Origin of the sequence: Larkinella rosea (assembly GCF_003858635.1) — a bacterium.
Taxonomy (GTDB): domain Bacteria; phylum Bacteroidota; class Bacteroidia; order Cytophagales; family Spirosomataceae; genus Larkinella; species Larkinella rosea.
On the sequence record NZ_RQJO01000008.1, the window covers coordinates 400,032 to 416,782 of the forward strand.

12 protein-coding genes are annotated in these 16,751 nt (G+C 54.1%); 5 read left to right on the plus strand and 7 right to left on the minus strand.

Annotation, left to right across the window (positions count from 1 at the left end; genetic code table 11):
* Positions 1–242 precede the first annotated feature (242 nt).
* The 6 genes from EHT25_RS10480 to EHT25_RS10505 form a co-directional block, all read right to left on the minus strand.
* Positions 243–1,001: a LytR/AlgR family response regulator transcription factor gene (locus EHT25_RS10480; RefSeq protein ID WP_124874183.1), complete on the minus strand. Its 759-nt coding sequence runs from the start codon at positions 999–1,001 to the stop codon at positions 243–245.
* Complete coding sequence (locus EHT25_RS10485) at positions 998–2,104, minus strand: sensor histidine kinase (RefSeq protein ID WP_124874185.1); 1,107 nt, start codon at positions 2,102–2,104, stop codon at positions 998–1,000. Before EHT25_RS10485 ends, EHT25_RS10480 begins: the two co-directional genes overlap by 4 nt.
* A 193-nt stretch (positions 2,105–2,297) precedes the next feature.
* Entirely contained in the window at positions 2,298–2,684 is a 387-nt protein-coding gene (locus tag EHT25_RS10490; protein ID WP_124874187.1) for a hypothetical protein, read from the minus strand.
* 34 nt (positions 2,685–2,718) lie between these two features.
* Positions 2,719–6,048, minus strand: a complete 3,330-nt coding sequence (locus EHT25_RS10495) for a glycosyl hydrolase (RefSeq protein WP_124874189.1) — start codon at positions 6,046–6,048, stop codon at positions 2,719–2,721.
* 300 nt (positions 6,049–6,348) lie between these two features.
* On the minus strand, positions 6,349–6,708 hold the full coding sequence (locus EHT25_RS10500; protein WP_124874191.1) for a T9SS type A sorting domain-containing protein: 360 nt from the start codon (positions 6,706–6,708) through the stop codon (positions 6,349–6,351).
* 288 nt (positions 6,709–6,996) lie between these two features.
* Positions 6,997–7,293, minus strand: coding sequence for an antibiotic biosynthesis monooxygenase family protein (locus EHT25_RS10505; RefSeq protein ID WP_124874193.1), 297 nt, complete (start codon positions 7,291–7,293; stop codon positions 6,997–6,999).
* A gap of 154 nt (positions 7,294–7,447) precedes the next feature.
* Between EHT25_RS10505 and EHT25_RS10510 the strand changes: the two genes are divergently transcribed.
* Entirely contained in the window at positions 7,448–8,218 is a 771-nt protein-coding gene (locus EHT25_RS10510; protein WP_124874195.1) for a glycerophosphodiester phosphodiesterase, read from the plus strand.
* A 63-nt stretch (positions 8,219–8,281) separates the two neighbouring features.
* Here the strand turns inward: EHT25_RS10510 and EHT25_RS10515 are convergent, their stop codons facing one another.
* The gene (locus EHT25_RS10515; RefSeq protein WP_124874197.1) at positions 8,282–9,451 is read right to left on the minus strand and encodes an MFS transporter; all 1,170 of its coding nucleotides are present in this window, start codon (positions 9,449–9,451) and stop codon (positions 8,282–8,284) included.
* A gap of 367 nt (positions 9,452–9,818) precedes the next feature.
* Between EHT25_RS10515 and EHT25_RS10520 the strand changes: the two genes are divergently transcribed.
* The 4 genes from EHT25_RS10520 to EHT25_RS10535 all read left to right on the plus strand — a co-directional run bounded on the left by EHT25_RS10520 (position 9,819) and on the right by EHT25_RS10535 (position 16,747).
* Positions 9,819–10,607 carry a phytanoyl-CoA dioxygenase family protein gene (locus EHT25_RS10520; protein ID WP_124874199.1) on the plus strand — a complete coding sequence of 263 codons (789 nt, stop codon included), beginning with the start codon at positions 9,819–9,821 and terminating at the stop codon, positions 10,605–10,607.
* Between the two features lie 66 nt (positions 10,608–10,673).
* A complete protein-coding gene (locus EHT25_RS10525) occupies positions 10,674–11,003 on the plus strand; it encodes a DUF6660 family protein (protein WP_124874201.1) in 330 nt (109 codons plus the stop codon).
* Between the two features lie 99 nt (positions 11,004–11,102).
* Positions 11,103–15,512, plus strand: a complete 4,410-nt coding sequence (locus EHT25_RS10530; RefSeq protein ID WP_124874203.1) for a CusA/CzcA family heavy metal efflux RND transporter — start codon at positions 11,103–11,105, stop codon at positions 15,510–15,512.
* A complete protein-coding gene (locus tag EHT25_RS10535; protein ID WP_124874205.1) occupies positions 15,509–16,747 on the plus strand; it encodes an efflux RND transporter periplasmic adaptor subunit in 1,239 nt (412 codons plus the stop codon). Before EHT25_RS10530 ends, EHT25_RS10535 begins: the two co-directional genes overlap by 4 nt.
* The last annotated feature ends 4 nt before the right edge of the window (positions 16,748–16,751 follow it).

Genomic DNA, 16,751 nt, shown 5'->3' on the forward strand with positions numbered 1-16,751 from the left:
CAGAGCCATATTTATGATTTTTAACGGGTTAGATGGCTTTGTCTGCGAATTAAGCGAATAAGTTGGTATATGAATCTTTCTTTGTGCGTTCTGGCGGTTTTTATTCCTTCAGCTATTCTTAATCGCATTGCTACGCTCGCATCCAAATGTATGGAATAAAGTGCATTTCGCTGGCGAACAAATGGTTTTTGAAGAATCGGCGGTTTTTCGGGCGTCGATGCCCGGCTGAAAGCCGTACGCCCTTACCGCCCCAGCCAATCCTTGAACTCCGACAACCGGCTCAGGCTGACGAACACTTCCTGACGGGATGCGGGCAGCAAATCCAGTTTGAGCTTGCCGGCCGAATACGCATGAACGGCCTGAATGGCGGTTCGGGCGACGATAAACTGACGATTCACCCGGAAAAACTGCGCCGGATTGAGAACCGCCGACAACTGATCCAGACTGTATTCGAGCGGCAGCAACTGACCGGTTTTCGAGACCAGAAAGGTGGCTTTTTCTTCGGAATGGAAATACGCAACGTTGGTTACTTCGACACTATAAATCTTGGTGCCGATGGTAACCATGAACCGTTCCCGGTAACTACCCGGCTGTGTTTTTTGAATCAACTGCAGCAACGCGTTCAGGTCGGGCACAGCGGGCGGGCTGCGGACAGTTTTGAATTTTTCCACAGCCGCTACCAATTCCTCATAACCAATCGGTTTTAACAGGTAATCGATGCTGTTGACCTTGAAGGCTTTTTGCATATACTCATCATACGCAGTGGTGAAAATAACCGGCAGCGTTAACGTCAGGTGTTCGAAAATACGGAAGGAAAGCCCGTCTTCAAGGTGAATATCCATGAACGCCAGATCGGGTAGCGGGTATTTCTGCAGCCATTCCACGGTTTTCGTAACCGACGGTAACTGCGCCAGAATATGAATCGAGGAATCATACTTTTTCAAAAGCCGCTCCAGCTGGCGGGCATTCCGGTCTTCATCTTCAATAATAATGACGTTCATGACAGAAGTGGAATTTTGACGACAAAGGATTCATCCCGTGGGCCGTACCCAACCGGTCGGGGTGTAAGCAGGGCATACCGATTCACAATATTCTGCAGGCCAACGCCGGTGGATGTTTCGGGCTGATCGCGGGGGAGCAAGGGGTTTTCCACAACCAGCACATCCTGTTCACAATAAACCCGGATACGAAGCGGTTCCTGAATGGACATTCGATTGTGTTTGACCGCATTTTCGATCAGCAACTGGAGCGATAAGGGCGCAATCCGGTACTGATTCTGTTGGGCCGGACTGAGCTCGATCCGGACATCCAGTTTGTTTTCGAACCGAATCTGGAGCAAAAAAGTGTAGGATTGAAGAAACTCAATTTCGGTATGAAGGCCAACCAGCTCCTGATCCCGCTGCTCGAGGATGTAGCGGTAAACGTTGGAAAGCTGTTTGATGTATTGCTCCGACAACTCGGCATCTTCGTGCACCATCGACGCCAGAATACTCAGACTGTTGAACAGAAAATGAGGACTCAGCTGATTTTTCAGGGCTTCCACCTGACTCAGCGCGGCTTCTTTCTCCGACCGTTCGGCCCGGAGCTGCACATCCTTGAGTTGCTGAAACGACCGGGACAGGATGGTCAGGTAGAAGGCCGACAGCATGACCACCACGTTGAACACCAGATTCACGCGATCCAGATAAGTGGTTATCTCCGGCGTAAGTTGGGAAGACTGCCGTTGCGACCCGTAATCAATCTGGAAAATCAGGGCGAAGACCGCCGAAAGAATCCACTGAAAAACGTGGGCGTAAAGTAAGGCCAGGCCCAGCGAAATGAGCAGGGTCAATACGAGCGCCAGCCAGTTGAAATCCAGCAGAAAATCAGCCCCAAACCAGCGAAAGAGCTGGTTTTGAATCCAGTCCGTTGCGGTAATCCAGATAAAATACAAAACCAGCACGATCAGCGTCACCACCGAAATAATGGGCAGGATTTCCAGCAACTTCGCCGGATTACGCACCGGTTCGGGGAGGTTGATGTACAGCAAAAGGGGCGAATAAAGCAGGAGCAGCCAGGTGGCTAACTGCCATTTTTGCCGGTAGGTTAGCATCGTTCTGGTCATTTCATGAAGGCGGTGCGACAGCAAAGGAGTAGATGGCTGCGGCTGTATGAGTCGGAAAGGATGGAACCGCTTTGTTCTCCTCATCCTGAAAAACCGCAGCCCTGGTCAGAAGCTACCATCGAATGATGTCTGGCCAGGGCTGGAATTGCTTGAAAAGACTTCGGTTATCAAAACCGCTTCGGGGACTGGATTCTTATTTTTTAACGCGGACAGCGGTCGACTCCAGCATGCTCATCAGCATTCCTTTCAGATGATCATCGTCCACTTTTTCCAGGGCCAGCCCAATCTCACCCGCCTGTTCTGTATTGAAATAGATGGTGATTTTTTTGCCTTCGGCCTCCTCCACTTTCGTAATCGGAAGGGCTTGCGGATTCGTGCCCGTCGGGTCTTTTAAGGTTCCGGTCAACTTGCCATCTTTCCGGGCCAATTCGGCAATCATGACGGAATTACCGGTGGGTGTTCCCATAATGGTCACTTCCCATTTGTCGGCAAAAAAGTCGGCGGGCGGGGTGGTCTGCGAATAGCTTTTGGCACAAACACCCAGCATAAAAATGAACAGAAACAGGCTTACTTTTTTCATAAATTGGTTGGTTTAACGTGAAAGGAAATGGGTATTATCGTTTGACGGCGGCCGAAGCGGATGTTGTGGCCAGCACCCGAACCGGTCCCAGCAAACCGGATGGCAGCAAGGGCGAATCGGCGCGGTAGAAGGGCAGGGTCGTAAAGGTAATCTTGCTGGTTACGCCGGGTTGGGCATCGCCAATCAAGCGGTTTACCCACAGATTCGTGACGTTTATCTGCACGGTATTCCGACCCGGTTTCAGGGCGGCAGTAATGTCGATCCGGAACGGTTTCTTCCAGACGGTTCCTACGGTTTTGCCATTCACCACCACTTCCGCGATGTTCTTCACCTCACCCAGATCAAGGAGGTAGGCTGCGTTTTTGCGGAGAGCGGACAGCTCAACGGTGTTTTCGTACGTGGCCGTTCCGGAAAAGTATTTGACCCCCGGCTCAGTCTGCTCGGTCAGCGAACCGAGTTTGGGTAACGAAAGTTGCGCGGGTGCCCCTCGGCCTTCCTGAAAGCGAACCACCCAGGGACTTTCCAGGCTTGCCACCGGCGATTCCGTAACGGCGGGTTTCGTGTAGGCGGTTACCGTTGCTTTATCGCGGAAAACAATAAAGTAAGCTTCCCAGGACGTAAACGTAAGCGGCACAACCGTCCGGCCGTCCTTGATTTGGTACGACACCTTTTCGGTTTTTCCGGTCTCCGGGTGCCACAATTCCGGCACTTTACCCGTCACACGGAAGCTGATGGTGGCTTCGTTGGCGTTTTCGCTGCGGTTGTCGAGCCAGTAGAGATCCGCATCGGAAGTCTGGCGGTGGACGTACAGAATCGGTGCCTTTGCTCCGGAAATAGCCACATCCTTCGCAATCTTCATCTCGCTCAAAACCGCATCGACCGGTTTTGTTGATACGTTCGACTGACTCCAGATTTGATTCAGCAAGGTGGTAAATTCGGCGGCATTGTCGCTCAGGCTGGGCGAGCGTTCGGGTTTCACACCAGTCACATGCATACCGGCTTTGACCAGCTCGCCAATCTTTTTAAGCACCGGCAGGGTCATGAAACGGGCGGACGAATCGAGCACCAGCAGACGGTATTGCTGACCGCTGGTGGCCGTAATCGTACCGTCCTGCATCCGAACGGCACTCGTCAAAACGGTCGCATTGGCAAAATCGAAGGCGTAACCAGCCGGAATGGCGGGCAGATTCTGGGCGCAAACCTGCGTAATGTTGTTGTTCTCCCCGTAATAATAGAGGACGTCGACCACCGGTTTTCCCTGTTGCAGCAGAAAACAACTGCGGCTCAGGTAATCCGTCCAGGATCTGGCCTGTTCGGCCCAGGTTTCCTGCCGGGTAAAATATTGGCCAAAAGGACCGAGCGAAAAACCGGGTTTTTTATCGTCGAGCGGCTGGTGAACGGAGGTGTGGACGACAAAGCGGTTCAGGCCCGACGCCATTTCCAGATCCGCCGTGCGCTTCAGTTTTTCCGGATGCCAGCTAAACGCGTTCTGAATGGACGTCATCGACTCGGCTGCAACCAGATTTTGCCCGTAAATGTGCGCCACCGAAGCCGCTTCCCGGATATCGGCTTCGCTCCGGACCTCTTCGTTTCCGCCGGGGGCCAGACTGCCGGGTGTCCACATGGCCGACATCGGAATTTCGGCCTTCCGTTTGACGTCCATGCCGTCGGCCAGGTAAATGCGGCCATTTTCGTGCGATTCCGTGTAACGCTTCATACCACGGGCGTGCAGGGCGTCGCCGATGACCTCGTAGTGATTTTCGACAATCAGTTCGCCGATGGTTTTCCGGAAATCCCAGAGGAACTTTTCGCTGGCTTCGGAACTCTTCACAACCCGGCCCAGCAGCACCGGAATCCAGGGCGTCAGGTCGTAACCGCGCCGTTTCTTAAATTCCTCCGGCATTGCCTTCGTCCATGTCATGTGACCGGCTTCGTAACTATCCAGCACCATGTATTCCAGCCCCTGAGCACCCAGTTGGCCACCGGTAGCCTCCTTGTACATATCCAGATAGGTGTCGATGTAGTTGCGGACGGCCACTTTATCGAGTTTATCCACTTCCAGCCCCGTTGCTTCGGGCGATGCCGGGTGGTTTTTCCGGCCCGTAAGCGAATAGCCCAGTCGGACGACGACCCAGTTACCGGCGGGGACTGTCCAGTTGAGCGTTCCATCTGCCCCGACTTTTGTGGTTAAATCGACCACATCTTCCGTCGGAATGGCATCGGCACTGGCCTCGATGAGCGAATGTGTATCTTCTTTCCAGGGGATAAAACCGGCTTTTTCTTCAAAGAGGTCTACCCGGTCGGTATTGTGCAGCACCAGCTCGGCAACGGGAATGCCTTCCGGTTTTGGCTTCTCGGCAGACGGATTACCCCCGAACATGGCCCCGAAGGGGTTGCCCTGCGGTTCCAGGGTTTTAAACGTAAACCGAAAGTATTTGGCCGTTGTTGGCACAATTCGCATGGTGTTTTCGGGCACGGTACTGCCTTTAATCTGGACAACCTCCCGAAAATTGACGCCGTCGTCGCTTACCTTGAGGGCCCGGTTATCCGGCGCTCCCCGGAATTCGGCCAGCGCACCACCGCTGCTCGCTCCGACAATCGTAAAGGCCTTGAAGGTCTGCGGACTTTCAAATTCGTACTGAATCCACATGTCCTGACCCACTTCCACCGGCGGGAGCATCGTCGTTTTACCCAGGTCCCCGTCGGTCAGTTCGGCCAGACTGAACGACCCGCCACTCGACGTAACCTTTGGGTGGTAAGCAGCCAGCGGTTTTTCGGCAGCGGGCAGCCGGTACGCAACCACCAGTGCATCGGCGTAGTAAGTCGGCAATGCTTCGGTGGATGGCCCACTGAGTCCACCTTCGGCGGGTGCCGGTATATTTTGAAATTTCCCCGTTGCCAGCGCAGGTTGTGGGAGTTTGCCCGAAAAAGGCTGCCCGCCCGTCACCCGGGTTTCGCTCCAGACGTACTTTTTCATGGCATCGCCGGGAGCTACCCACGGGCCACCCGTTACGCTCCAGCCCGGCGAACCGGCAATGGCCATTTCGAGACCGAGTTTTTTGGCCAGATTAGTCGTATGCTGAAAGGCAGTTTTCCATTCGGGTGTCATGAAAACCAGCTTTTTGGGCGTCACGGACGGCGTCAGTAAGCTCGCGTCGAAGTTCTGAAAACCGCCAATACCGGCACGCTTCATCCATTCGAGGTCTTTCGTGATGCCTTCTACGGTAATATTTCCGTTCATCCAGTGCCACCAGACGCGTGGTTTGGCCGAATTCGGCGGGGCTTGAAACCCCTGTTGAAGGGACTGAGGTTGCGCAAACGCCAAAGCCGGTAGGAGCCAGGCCAGCAGAGTAATCTTTTTCATGAGAGATGGGTCTTGGTGATCAGGTAATATGCCATGCGGATGCTGCACGGAGCAAAAAGCCCAAAGTTGTTCATTGTTACTTTTCGCCTTTGAAAGACATTCCCTGAACCTCCAGCGTTACTGCCGTTACTTTTTTGTCGGCACCCCGACCGAAGCTGAACACGGCACCATTTCCGCCTTTGCATACCTCCTCAACCTTTGCCCTTGCGTCCTCAAACGGAAGACCGGATGGTTTGTATTTCCCCGCATTACGCTTCCGGATACTGGGTGGGCGAACGTGATGCCGTTGCCGGTTTTTGATTAAGGCTCCTGAACAACAAAGCTTTCGTTGGGAGCAGCCTGCACAACGAACGTTTTGGTCAGGGTTTCGGTATCCGTGGCAAGCGTCAGCCGGTAAGTACCCGCGCTCAGGTGGGAGACATCGAACTGGCGGCTCAAGCCCTTTTGAAGAGCTACCGTTGAGCTGTAAACGGCTTGACCATGGGTGTCCCGAATCGCAAGCTGGCCTTTGGTTTGAAGCGGTTGAACGTAGAGTTTGATTTTATTTTCGGTGTTCATCACCAGCCGGGCGGGCGAAGCTTCGGGTTGGTTTGTCGAAGAATGAGCGAACGAGGCCGTACTGGCTACCAGACCGAGCATCAGAATAAGGACTTTTTTCATGGCTTTTAGTAGTTGTTTGTTTTGTGATCGTTTTGTCGATCCGATGTGACAAAGGTGCAATGGGGTTACTAAGCCAGAAAATAAAAAGCGCTGAGCGTGGGAATGAAGACGCTGAGTGTCCGTTTTTGAGTGACGAATGAAAAACACCCCAACCGCAAAGCAGTCAGGGTGTTGACAAAGTGAAGTTGATTGTATCGCGGAGTTGAGCGGAGAAAGAGGACGGGGCCGCCCGGCGGGTAAGCAGAGTTTTTAATAGTCTCTCCGCTCAACTCCGCGAAATGGCTCATTTCAAACCACCTGAACGCCCACTTCGTAGTAATCGATGGTCGGTGGACCGGCGAAATAGTCTCCCATATTTTTTAGAACACCCTGCAGAAAACCGTTGGTTTCGGCATTGATCCGGGCTTCTTCCGACACCCAGAGGGTCACCATCAGGCATTTGTTGGTTTCGGTATTGGTTAAAAACCGGCTATTGATGAAACCGTCCAGCTCTTTGAGCGCCGGGCCGACCGAATTTTGGAAATAAGCGGTGGCATCGGCAATGGTGCCGGTTTTTAACGGCACCTGGATAACGCGTGCGAACATATTCTAACTAATTAAAGGTTAAATCGTTACCAAATCTAAATTTAAATTTAACAGCGTCATGTTACATTTAGATTAAGAATGCCCAAATTTTAGCCTATAGCCGTTTCAATGATGGTATCTGTGTTACTTTTGCGCCGTTAATCCGCTAAATCGTATGAAAACCGCCTTTTTCAGTACTGCATTCGTTGTCTTGTTGTCCACCTGTTCCGTTGTGCAAAGTATGGGACAAACCAAAGTAATTGCTCACCGGGGCGCCTGGAAAAACAGCGGAGCTCCCCAGAATTCGATTGCGTCGTTGCAGCAAGCCATCAAATTGGGCTGCTATGGCAGTGAATTTGATGTGCACATGACTGCGGACTCGTCGCTGGTAGTCAACCATGACCATGATTTACAGGGCGTTCACCTCGAAACCGCTCCGGCCGCCGACATCCAGGCGCTGAAACTCGCCAACGGGGAATCACTGCCGACGCTGGAAAGTTACCTGAAAGAAGGGTTGAAACAGAAGAAAACCCGGCTGATTCTGGAAGTCAAGGCGTCGAAAGTCAGCAAGGAACATTCGCTGGCGCTGGCGACCAAATGCGTTCAAACCGTGAAAGCGATGAAAGGCCGGAAGCTGGTCGACTACATTAGCTTCGATTACGACGTCTGTAAGAAGGTAAAAGAACTCGACCCCTCGGCCAATGTGGCCTATCTGATGGGCGATAAAGCGCCCGAACTGCTGGCGGCCGATGGGTTATACGGGCTGGATTACAACCAGGCTGTCATGAAGAAAAACGAAAACTGGATTCAGGAAGCCCACCAAAAGAAATTGACCGTCAACGTCTGGACGGTCAATGATCCGGAAATGATGAACTGGCTGCTGGAACGCAAAGCCGACTTCATCACGACCGACGAGCCGGAAAAACTGCTGGAGAAAGTAAAGTAGACGATTGACCGCTGACCATTGACCACTCGTTCCAGCCAATGGTCTATTGTCAATGGTCAGCGGTCAATTCCCTTTCACCTTCTTCGCCATCAGAGCGACGCACAGGCCCATTCCGGCAATAATAACGAAGGAGATTCGGAGGCTGGAGGCTCCGGCGACAAAACCGATCAGCGGAGGGCCGATCAGGAAGCCTAGAAAACCGATCGTCGAAACCGCAGCCAGCGCCACGCCCGGCGACATCACCGTCGATTTTCCGGCCGCGCTATACACCAGCGGAACCACCGAGGATACGCCAAAACCCACCAGGAAAAAACCGATAATGGCGGTTCCCATATACGGTAGCGCAACGGCGGTCAGCAAACCGGACGCGATCAGAATGCCACTCAGTTGCAACGTCCGTTTCAACCCGTAACGAGTGGCAAACCAGTCGGCAATAAACCGCCCCAGCGCCATTGTACTCATGAACGCCGTATAGCCTGCGCCCACCATCGCCTTGTCGGCCTGAATCACTTTCTTGAAATAAATACCGCTCCAGTCGAACATGGCACCTTCGCAAATCATGGCACAAAAGGCAATAATGCCCAGAATCAGCAGCGTTTTGTCGGGTTTGGCAAAAATGGGTTGATCCGCATTGGTGTTTGCATCTTCCGGCAAAATATACCGGGAAGCCACCGCCAGCGCAGCCAGTGCGAAGAATAGAACGGCCGCGAAGTGCTGGTAGGGAACAATCCCGGCGCCAATCATAAAAGCGCCAACCATCGCGCCCACAAAACCCGCCAAACTCCAGAGTCCGTGGAACGACGCCATCACCGGTCGGCCATACAAAGCCTCGACTCCAACGGCCTGCGTGTTGATGGCGATGTTGGCCATGTTACCAACCAACCCAAAGACGAAGAGAAAGGCCATGAGTTGCGGAGTACTTTGCGCAAATCCCAGGCTCAGCAGCGTCAGGGCGTAGAAACCAACGGCCAGCGTGGCCACCTTGCGACTTCCGATTTTAGTGGTCAGCCAGCCCGCAATCGGTAATGAAAGCATCAAACCGGCCGGCAGGGCCAGCAAAACACCCCCCAGTTCAGATTCTGACAGGCCCAGCGTCTGCTGGATACTCGGTATGCGCGACGCCCAACTGGCAAAGGACAATCCTTGTAGGAAAAATAAAGCACCAACCGCTCCCCGACGGATACTGCGTGTCGAGAGCCGGGGTGACAGACGGTGTGAAACGGTAAAATTCATTCTGGAAAAAATTCAAAAATTCAGGTTGTAATCAATTTGCTTTTTAAGCTTTATCGGGCAAAAATAACTTTATTATCAGCACGAAAAGCATTTTCACCCAACCGTAAAATCAAAATCGCTCCAATTAAGTTCTTAGATTTAGACAATTCTGAAAGAGTTCGTATAGATTGTATGGATAGTACAAAAACGGGCGAACAGCCGGAAATTGATTCATTGAGGCTCTTTTTTGCAAACAATTCCGTTTTACACTAATTTTACCCGTATGAGAATGGCACCAATGCTTTAATACCCTCCTTTCGTCGCTCCGACATCGCGCCTTTTTAAAGGCCCGCTTTTCTATTGTCTTTCCTTTTTAGTGTTATTGCTCATGCCAAACGTATTAAGTAAAAATCAACTGGACGAATTCATTCACAATGGATTTGTCCGCATCGATCAGGCTTTTTCGCCCGAAATCGCCCAAGCCGCCCGCCAAATTCTCTGGAACGACATGGACGTTGACCCTGACGATCCTTCGACCTGGACAAAACCGGTCATCCGGCTGGGAATGTATACTCAGGAACCGTTTGTTCAGGCCGCCAATACGGAGATTCTCCACCGGGCTTTTGATCAGCTGGTGGGGCCGGGCAAGTGGATTCCCTGCCGAAGTATGGGTACTTTTCCCGTTCGTTTTCCGTCAACCGATGATCCCGGCGACACCGGCTGGCATGTCGACGCCAGTTTTCCTGGTGCCGATCCGGCCAATTTTTTTGAATGGCGGGTCAACATTCGGTCAAAAGGCCGGGCGCTGCTGATGCTGTTCCTTTTTTCGGATGTTGGCGAAAACGACGCCCCAACCCGGATTCGGGTCGGATCGCATCGGGACGTGGCCCGTTTGTTAAAACCGGCGGGCGAACAGGGCCTGTCGTTTAGGGAACTGGCCGGAAAACTGGCGGAATTACCGGTCCGAAACGAGCTGACGGCAACCGGTAAAGCCGGTACGGTTTACCTCTGTCACCCTTTTCTGGCGCATGCTGCCCAACCGCATCACGGTACCGAGCCGAGATTTCTGGCGCAACCTCCCTTGCTCACCCGCGCGGATTTACGCATCGAAGGTTCGGAGCGGGGGTATTTCCCGGTTGAAGAAGCGATCCGGGTCGGACTGGAAATTTCCGGTTAACGCTAACTGGTCGAAAAACTACTTTTTGACTCCCTGTTGCACGGTTTTTTCGAATAGCTTTGTGGCATGAAGTCGCTGGTTTGCTTATTGATGAGCGTTTATCTGCTGGTTTTGTCCGTCTGGCCCTGCGCCGACGGCTGCCTGTCGTTGCGCGTCGATAAGCAAGCCACGGCGACGATTACGAGCGACGCACACCAGCACGACGGTGATTCGGAGGGCGCGGATTTGTGTTCGCCCTTCTGCGGCTGCGCCTGTTGCGGTACGGTGCTGGAAGCCTGTCCGGTTTTCCAGTTCGCCTTTGCGGCTTTCTCTTTTTCTTCTCCCCGTTACAAACGATTCGCACCGGCCTTGCCGTCTGCTCCGGTTTCCTGCTGGCAACCACCTCAACTCGGCTAAGGCTGGATACGTGCGCCCAATCACTTCGGTGCAACCGGGTTGCATTTTTCGCCCCATCTCGGCGGCTCAACTCCTTTTTTATTTTAACTCCGTATCGGCATGCTGGATTCCATCATCCGTTTCTCTATACACAATAAACTGATTATCGGGTTATTAACGATTGTACTGGTGGTTTGGGGCGGTTATTCGCTCAGCCGTCTGCCGATCGACGCCGTGCCGGATATTACCAATAATCAGGTTCAGATCATCACCCGTTCGCCCGCGCTGGCGGCTCCGGAAGTGGAACGGCTCATTACCTTTCCGATTGAGCAAACCATGGCGACGATTCCCGAAATCGGCGAAATCCGCTCGTTTTCGCGCTTTGGCTTATCAGTTGTAACCATTGTTTTTCAGGAATCGACCGACCTCTACTGGGCGCGCCAGCAAATCAGCGAACGGCTTTCGACCGCCCGCAGCCAGATTCCGGCCGGAACCGGAGAGCCGGAAATGGCGCCGGTCACCACCGGTCTGGGCGAAATTTACCAGTACGTCATCTACGCTAAACCGGGTTTTACCGGGAAATATTCGCCCGTTGAACTGCGCACGTTGCAGGATTGGGTGGTTCGGCGGCAGTTGCTGGGAACGCCCGGCGTGGCCGACGTCAGCAGCTTCGGTGGTTTGCTGAAGCAGTACGAAATCGCTATTGATCCTGATCGGTTGCGTTCTTACGGTTTCAGCATCAACGACTTATTCACCGCCTTGGCACGCAACAATCAGAATACCGGGGGCGCTTACATCGACAAAAAACCGAACGCTTATTTCATTCGCTCCGAAGGGCTGGTTGGCAATCTGGACGACATTGGCCGGATCGTAATTCGCCGGACGAAAGGCGGGGCGCCCGTCCTGATTCGCGATGTGGCGCAGGTCAACTACGGTTCCGCGAACCGCTACGGGGCCTTAACGCGCAACGGCCAGGGCGAAGCCGTGGGAGCACTGGTGTTGATGCTGAAAGGCGAAAACGCCAACGAAGTGATCGGGCGGGTCAAAAACCGCATGGAACAGATCAAAAAAACACTGCCCGAAGGTGTTGCTATTCACGCCTTTCTGGATCGGAGCGAATTGGTGGGCCGGGCCATCAACACCGTCACCCGCAACTTGATCGAAGGAGCTTTGATCGTCATTTTTGTGCTGATTCTGTTTCTGGGCAACTGGCGGGCCGGACTCATCGTGGCTTCGGTCATTCCGCTTTCGATGCTTTTTGCTGTTGGCATGATGCAGGTTTTCGGCGTTTCGGGTAACCTGATGAGCCTGGGTGCCATTGACTTCGGCCTGATTGTCGACGGAGCGGTTATTATCGTTGAAGCGACCTTGCACCATTTGGGCGTCAATCGGCAAGTCCGACTGACGCAGGCACAAATGGATGAGGAAATCTACCAGTCCGCCAGCCGGATTCGGACCTCGGCGGCCTTCGGTGAAATCATCATTCTGATCGTTTATTTGCCGATTCTGGCCTTATCGGGCATCGAAGGCAAGATGTTTGGCCCGATGGCGCAGGTGGTGGGCTTTGCCATTGCCGGGGCGTTTCTTCTTTCCATCACGTACGTACCGATGATGTCGGCGCTGGCGCTGAACAAACAGCAGTCGACCAACCGCACGATTTCCGACCGGATGATGGACTTTTTTCTGCGGCTTTACAACCCGGTTATTCACGGGGTCATGCGGCATAAAACGCTGGTTCTGGGCGTAGCGGTTTTGCTGCTGGTGGGCGCCGTCTGGCTTTTTACCACGCTGGGGGGCGAATTTATCCCGACCCTCGACGAAGGTGATTTTGCCGTTGAAACCCGCGTCGTTACCGGTTCGTCGCTGAGTCATACGGTGGAAAAAACCACCCAGGCTGAGCGGCTTTTGATGAAAAAGTTTCCGGAAGTGAAAGAGGTGGTCAGTAAAATTGGCGCGGGCGAAATTCCGACCGACCCCATGCCCATCGAAGCCGCGGATATCATGATTATTCTCAAACCGCGTTCCGAATGGACATCGGCGTCGAATATGGAAGAACTGGCCGGGAAAATGGCGGAAGCGCTGGAAGTCATTCCGGGGATTTCGTTCGGTTTTCAGCAACCGATTCAGATGCGGTTTAACGAACTGATTTCGGGCGCGAAACAGGATGTGGCCGTCAAAATTTTCGGCGAAGATCTCGACGAACTGACCCGGCTCGCCAAACGCGTCAGCGGTCTGGTTACCAGCGTAAACGGGGCGACGGATTTATACGTCGAACAGGTGGAAGGGTTGCCGCAAATTGTGGTGAAACTGGATCGGGAAGCCCTCGCGCGCTACGGGTTGGCCGTGGACGACGTCAACCGAACCATCAGCACGGCCTTCGCCGGGGAAAGTGCCGGGTTGGTCTACGAAGGCGAACGCCGGTTCGATCTGGTGGTTCGGCTGGCGGGCGAAAACCGGCGGAGCATCAACGATGTTCAGGCATTGACCATTTCCACAACCGACGGCCCGGCGATTCCGCTCTCCGAAGTCGCGAAAATTGAACTCATTCCCGGCCCCAACCAGATTCAGCGCGAAGACGCCAAACGGCGGTTGACGATCGGTTTTAACGTGCGCGGCCGCGATGTGGAAAGCGTCGTGACCGAGCTGCAACAGAAAATCAACGGGCAGGTGAAGTTCCCGACCGGTTATTACGTGACGTATGGTGGCCAATTCGAAAACCTGATCGAAGCGCAAAACCGGCTCCAGGTGGCGGTTCCGGTGGCTTTGGGGCTGATTTTCCTGCTTTTATTCCTCACCTTTCATTCGATGCGACAGGCATTATTGATCTTTTCGGCAATTCCGCTGGCGGCTATTGGCGGGATTTTGGCCCTTTGGCTGCGGGGAATGCCTTTCAGCATTTCGGCCGCCGTCGGTTTTATCGCGCTGTTCGGCGTGGCGGTTTTGAACGGCATTGTGTTGATCGCGGAATTCAATTACCAGCGAAAAAGCGGCATCACCGATTTAATGGAGGCTATTTTCCGGGGAACGCGCACCCGGCTGCGACCCGTCCTGATGACGGCCACGGTGGCGTCGCTGGGATTTTTACCGATGGCGCTGTCCAATACCGCCGGGGCCGAAGTGCAAAAACCGCTGGCGACGGTGGTGATCGGCGGATTGATCACGGCTACCTTGCTGACCTTATTGGTGTTACCGGTTTTGTATTTATTGATCGAACAACGTTTCGGGAAAAAGGACCCGGCCCTGATGCCAGCAACCAAAACCGTAGCCGCCGGTTGGTGGCCCATCATCAGTTTGCTGACCTTCGGATTAAGCCTTGGTTCACTTGATAGCAACGCCCAACTGCCCACCCAACCGGTTCCGCTTTCGCTCGATCAGGCACTCAAACAGACGTTCCAGAACAATCCGCAAGTGCGGGTTTCGGCGCTGAACCTGGATTATCAGCAGGCCCTGCGCGGCACGGCGAGCGATGTCGGCAAAACCGATATCGTGGTCACCGCCGGTCAGTACAACAGCCGCTACGTCGATCAGTCGCTCCAAATTGGGCAGCGACTCCCCGCGTCGGGATTGATTCGAAGCCAGAAAGCACTGGCCGACGCCCGAATCAGCGGAGCCGAAGCCGAAAACCGGGTGACGCGTCAGGAACTGGCCTTGCAGCTAAAGGCAGCGTATTACCAATTGACCTATCTGCAAACGCTTCACCGTGAGCTACTTCGGCAGGATAGCCTTTTTACGGCGGTATCTCGGGCGGCAGGCATCCGCCGACGCACGGGCGAAGGTACGCTGCTGGAACAAACGGCCGCTGACGTTGAAGCGCGGCAACTCCGGATGCAGCTGACCCAGAACCGGGCCGACCAGCAAATCCAGTCCCGGCGGCTCCAAACGCTCTTGGGAACCGATCAGTTGCCCCGGATTGCGGATTCCGTGCTGATCGCCCGCGCCATGCGGCTCCCCGATTCGGTGGCTCTGAATCAAAATCCTGAACTGGCCCTGCTGCGTCAGCAGATCGAAATTGCCCGGCGCGAAACCGACGTTGAGCGGTCGCGGCTCAAGCCCGATTATTCGTTCAATGTCGTCAATCAGTCGTTGCGCGGCATCCAGACCATCAACGGAACCGACCGGTTTTATACCGGCGTCGATCGGTTTACGTACGGGCAGGTCGGCATCTCGATTCCGATTGTAGCCAAACCGCTCCGGGCGCGGGTGCGGGCAGCCGAGTTGGGGCAACAGCGGACCGAAGCGCAGTTAACTGCCCGTCGGCGCAGCCTGGAAGGTGTATTCGCCGAGCTGCTGCAAACGTACCGCAAAAACCGGGAGACGCTGACGTACTACGAAGAATCGGCCCTGCCGCAGGCGACATTGATTCGTCAGCAGGCCGATAAAGCATACCGCGCTGGCGAAATCGGTTACATCGAGTTATTCCAGAATCTGCGGACGGCGAGCGGTATTCAGACCGGTTATCTGGCTGCGCTGAACGACCTGAATCAGACCATTATCAACCTCGAATACATCCTGGGAAGCACTGAACCATGAAACACCTATTGAAAATAAACCCATTTATTGCCCTGCTGGTCGTAATCGGACTGGGGTTTTCCGGTTGTAACCACCCAAAAGACGCAGCCACGGAAGCGAAAACCGAGTCTGCTAAAAAGGACACTGAGCCCGCCGAAGCGCATGAAGAAGGGCTGGTCGAACTCACCGACGAGCAGTTCAAAACCGCCGGAATCCGGCTGGGCGGGCTGGAACAGCGTACGCTCAGCAACCTCATCCGCGTCAACGGTGTTATAGGTATACCACCCCAGCAACAGGTCTCGGTTTCAACGCCTTACGGCGGCATTCTGACCTCGACACCGCTGTTGCCGGGGCAGGCCGTTAAGCAGGGGCAGTTGCTCGCGATGCTCGAAAACCCGGAATTTATTCGCATTCAGCAGGATTACCTGGAAACCGTCAGCCAACTCGAATTTCAGGAGCAGGAATACGAACGCCAGCGCGAACTGAGCCGCGAAAACGTCGGTTCGCTCAAGACGTTTCAGCAGGCGACCTCGCAGGTCAAGTCGCTGCGCGCAAGAGCCGAAGGGCTTCGGCAGCAACTGGCGCTTCTGGGCGTGTCGATGAGCGAGCTGTCGGCGGGCAAAATTACGCGAACTGTTGCCGTTCGCTCCCCGATTACCGGAACGGTGACGGAAGTGAATGTCAACCGGGGGCGGTTTGTTAACGCCAACGATGTGTTATTCGAATTGATGAATACATCGGGTTTATACGCCGAATTAACCGTTTTTGAGGGTGATATTGCCCGCGTGGAGGTCGGACAGCGGGTTCGGTTATCGATCATTGGCACGAATGGAAGTTCCGTAAACCGGGAGCGGATCGGGCGGATTCGGTACATTAACCGCGAAACCGGGGCCGACCGGACGGTGCGCGTGTTTGCCGCCCTGGAAAAGCCGGATACCGATTTGCGGCCCGGCACCTTCCTGAAGGCCCTGATCGAAACCCGCACCGAACCGCAACCGGCTTTGCCCGAGGTGGCCGTGATCAAGTCGGGCACGAGTTCGCAGATTTTTGTGTATGAAGGAAAAGAGGAACACGAAGGAACGGTTCACCACCAGTTTCGGCCCGTCGCAGTGCGAACCGGCGTCACCGAAAATGGGTATCAGGCGGTAACATTGCCTTCCACCGTAAAAAATGACGCACAGGTGGTTATTGCCGGTGCGTACGACCTGCATTCCGTGATGAATAATTCGGAAGAAGAGGGCGGTCATAGCCATTAACGAA

Excerpts from the sequence above, each read along its gene's own strand:
- EHT25_RS10480 (WP_124874183.1), bottom strand. The coding sequence starts at position 1,001 with ATGAACGTCATTATTATTGAAGATGAAGACCGGAATGCCCGCCAGCTG.
- EHT25_RS10520 (WP_124874199.1), top strand. The coding sequence starts at position 9,819 with ATGCCAAACGTATTAAGTAAAAATCAACTGGACGAATTCATTCACAAT.
- EHT25_RS10525 (WP_124874201.1), top strand. The coding sequence starts at position 10,674 with ATGAAGTCGCTGGTTTGCTTATTGATGAGCGTTTATCTGCTGGTTTTG.
- EHT25_RS10535 (WP_124874205.1), top strand. The coding sequence starts at position 15,509 with ATGAAACACCTATTGAAAATAAACCCATTTATTGCCCTGCTGGTCGTA.
- EHT25_RS10500 (WP_124874191.1), bottom strand. The coding sequence starts at position 6,708 with ATGAAAAAAGTCCTTATTCTGATGCTCGGTCTGGTAGCCAGTACGGCC.
- EHT25_RS10530 (WP_124874203.1), top strand. The coding sequence starts at position 11,103 with ATGCTGGATTCCATCATCCGTTTCTCTATACACAATAAACTGATTATC.
- EHT25_RS10485 (WP_124874185.1), bottom strand. The coding sequence starts at position 2,104 with ATGACCAGAACGATGCTAACCTACCGGCAAAAATGGCAGTTAGCCACC.
- EHT25_RS10495 (WP_124874189.1), bottom strand. The coding sequence starts at position 6,048 with ATGAAAAAGATTACTCTGCTGGCCTGGCTCCTACCGGCTTTGGCGTTT.
- EHT25_RS10490 (WP_124874187.1), bottom strand. The coding sequence starts at position 2,684 with ATGAAAAAAGTAAGCCTGTTTCTGTTCATTTTTATGCTGGGTGTTTGT.
- EHT25_RS10505 (WP_124874193.1), bottom strand. The coding sequence starts at position 7,293 with ATGTTCGCACGCGTTATCCAGGTGCCGTTAAAAACCGGCACCATTGCC.
- EHT25_RS10510 (WP_124874195.1), top strand. The coding sequence starts at position 7,448 with ATGAAAACCGCCTTTTTCAGTACTGCATTCGTTGTCTTGTTGTCCACC.
- EHT25_RS10515 (WP_124874197.1), bottom strand. The coding sequence starts at position 9,451 with ATGAATTTTACCGTTTCACACCGTCTGTCACCCCGGCTCTCGACACGC.